Origin of the sequence: Solemya pervernicosa gill symbiont, assembly GCF_002020875.1 — a bacterium.
In the GTDB taxonomy this organism is placed as follows: Bacteria; Pseudomonadota; Gammaproteobacteria.
The window spans coordinates 1-3,000 of record NZ_MPRL01000147.1 but is presented as its reverse complement, the minus strand read 5'-3'; the positions used below and the strand labels follow the sequence as shown (position 1 = coordinate 3,000).

The following is a 3,000-nucleotide window of genomic DNA, read 5'->3' as shown; positions in this document are numbered from 1 at the left end:
GCAGAATGGCGGTGCTGCGGGAAGTGGTGTGGGTGTTGATCTCACCGTATCGGGTGGTACCTCGGCCGGTAATGACACCTTCGTCTTCGACAATGCGCTCGATAGTGAGGTCTACACTGGCACCGTAGCCAACTCCACGGTCGACTTTGCAGGCACCGTTATTGGTGAAGGCGCAGCGAACGACAGTGCTATCCAGGTGTCCGAGATTGATCTTGTGATGGCCGATGGTTACACCGCTCAGTCCGATGCGGCGATCGGTGCCAGCATTTTGAATGCAGCAGCCGATACCGATGCAGCGATGTCGACCTACGCAACAGCGGATATCACTGCGGGTAACAACGTTGAAGCGCAGACCATAACCATCAGCGGTCAGGCTGAGACATCAATCGACATTGATGAGAATGCTGATGCTAAATCGATTGCAGCACTGGTCAGTGCACGTGCCGATTCAACAGGCGTCTTTGCAACAGCAAGAACAGAGGCAACGCTGAGTGGATTGGATACCGATGGTGTCGTATCGATGGTGCTCAACGACGTCAAGGTCTCTGCCAATGTAACAACCGAAGATATCAGTACCCTGGCTGAGGCCATTAACGACAAGACGGGGGCGACTGGCATTGTTGCGATAATCAGCAACGATAAGCAGTCGATCGAACTACAGCACGATACGGGTGACAATATCACCATCTCTGCCTTTGACAGTTCCTCAGCAGTTGATGGTGTAGGTGGTACTGAGGTGGCGATGACGCTCTCGGGTGGTGCAGGTACCACCGATGTCGTGCTGCAGAACGGTGGTGTTAATGCGGGAACGCGAGACTCTACCGTGATTGGTGGAGAGGTCGAGTTCAAGTCGACGGCTGGTTACTTTAGCGTGGAGTCAAATCTTGCGGAAGGAACGGGTGGTCTCTTCTCTGGCAGCACCAACGAACTTCAGGCAAGTGTTACCGAGACCGTTGATACCATCGAGATCAGTAATGTAGAGGGCGCCAACCGTTCAATCGACATCACCGATGGTGCGCTGGCCCGAGTCGATGCGATCCGCGCTGAACTCGGTGCGGTGCAGAACCGCTTCGAGACCACGATCACCAACCTGCAGACAAGCTCTGAGAACCTCAGCGCTGCGCGAAGCCGAATTCAGGATACTGATTTTGCGGCCGAAACAGCCTCACTGACCCGTTCGCAGATCCTGCAGCAGGCGGGTGTAGCGATGCTGGCACAGGCGAATCAGGTGCCGCAGCTGGTGCTCTCACTGCTTCAGGGATAGTAGAGAGGAAGGTTTCGGAGTCGATTTTGGCTCCGAAACCTGATAATTGAGCTAACAGTGAGCCTCTGGCGTGTAAACGTCAGGGGCTTTTTGTTGTGAGTAGCTAGGCGTGGTCAATAGCTACCGGAGTCGATTCCGACTCCGGTAGCTTCACGGCGCTGAGGTCAAACGCTGACCGCCATGGATAGCGAAGCGAAGGCGGGGGCGCCGTAGGCATAAACGGTCGCGTTAAGTATTTGCCGCTTGCTTGGGCTTGGATGCCCAAAACAAGCTTCCGCAAAAATAGCGACTCCCCGGCAGGCATTACAGATGAGGAACTACCAGAATCGAGAAGGTCTCCGACACCTTATATGTACGGGCAACATTCAAAATTAGTCATTCCGGCCTTGGCAGGTACCAATAATCACTCAATAAACAACGTGTTGCCGGATTCCAGATCGCTCGGTCGATAGATCAGCGGTAACTCAAGATAGTCGTGTTCCTGCCGACAGTAGATTAGGCACACTGAAAACATAAGAGACGGTTGTCTATCTCTTCCCCTCCCGTCTAAAAAATAAATTCAAAAAATGCTAAAGAATCCCTACATAACGCCGATCATTAGGTTAGGAAGCGGTAAATAATTCCAGATTCGGAAGCTATATCCGCTACGTGTAATAAGCCTAATGTGTTGATTAACAATAACTTAGGCGATGACAACCTAGGAGAGCTACAATGCCTCAAGTCATTAATACAAACGTGCTGTCACTCAATGCGCAGCGTAATCTGTCGAAATCACAGAGCCAGCTACAAACTTCACTCCAGCGTCTCTCATCCGGTCTGCGCATCAACAGCGCCAAGGATGACGCGGCGGGTCTTGCTATCGCCAACAGAATGACCTCGCAGATTCGTGGTTTCGACCAGGCGATGCGTAACTCAAACGACGGTATCTCGCTGGCACAGACCGCTGAGGGTGCACTCTCCGAGAGTACCAACATCCTGCAGCGTATTCGTGAGCTGGCAATCCAATCGGCCAACTCTACCAACTCCTCAACTGACCGCTTGAGCCTGCAGTCTGAGGTTAATCAGCTCGTCTCTGAGCTGGATCGTATCTCCAATACCACCTCATTTAACGGCCTGAAACTACTCGACGGCTCCTTCACCGCACAGACCTTCCAGGTTGGTGCCGAAGCGAACCAGACCATTAACGTAACGGTGGCGGGCGCGACCTCTGACAATCTGGGTATCAACAAGGTCTCCGTGGATAACACCACCGATGGCCTGACCGCTGCAACCAATAGTGGAGGCGGTAATGTGGCCACCGACATGGGTGGTGTCACCGGTGCAGTCGATGTGGCTACTGCTGAACTTGCTGCTGTTGCAGCGCAGACCGTGACGGTGACCGACGCCCTGAACGTCACCACCGATTACACCGTCAACAATGGTGATAGTGCGGCTGACATTGCGACTACTTTGGGCGCCCATGCGGGTGTTACCGCCACGGTCCAGGCAAATTCGGTTGCACTCGATTTCAGTGCAACGGCCAATGTCGATGATGGCGATACCGTCAGCTTCCGTATGTATGGTGATGGCGCTGCCTTCGAGGCCGTCTCCTTCTCCTACGACGCCTCGGGCGGTTCACTCGCCTCACAGGCTGAGAGTGCTATCACTGGCGGTGCAGAGCCGGGTGATCTGGCGGCAACCGTCTCCGGTGATGTAGTGACCATCACCAGTGCCGGTGGTGAGAATATCGGTATCCA

The 3,000-nt window shown here is 53.8% G+C and carries 2 protein-coding genes; both read left to right on the top strand.

The window, feature by feature from the left end; translation table 11 throughout:
* The coding region (locus BOW52_RS17955) for a flagellin (RefSeq protein ID WP_330359774.1) at positions 1–1,264 on the top strand (1,264 nt) is incomplete at its 5' end.
* A gap of 711 nt (positions 1,265–1,975) precedes the next feature.
* Positions 1,976–3,000 (top strand): flagellin N-terminal helical domain-containing protein (locus BOW52_RS17625; RefSeq protein ID WP_456242911.1); only part of this gene is annotated, 1,025 nt, incomplete at its 3' end.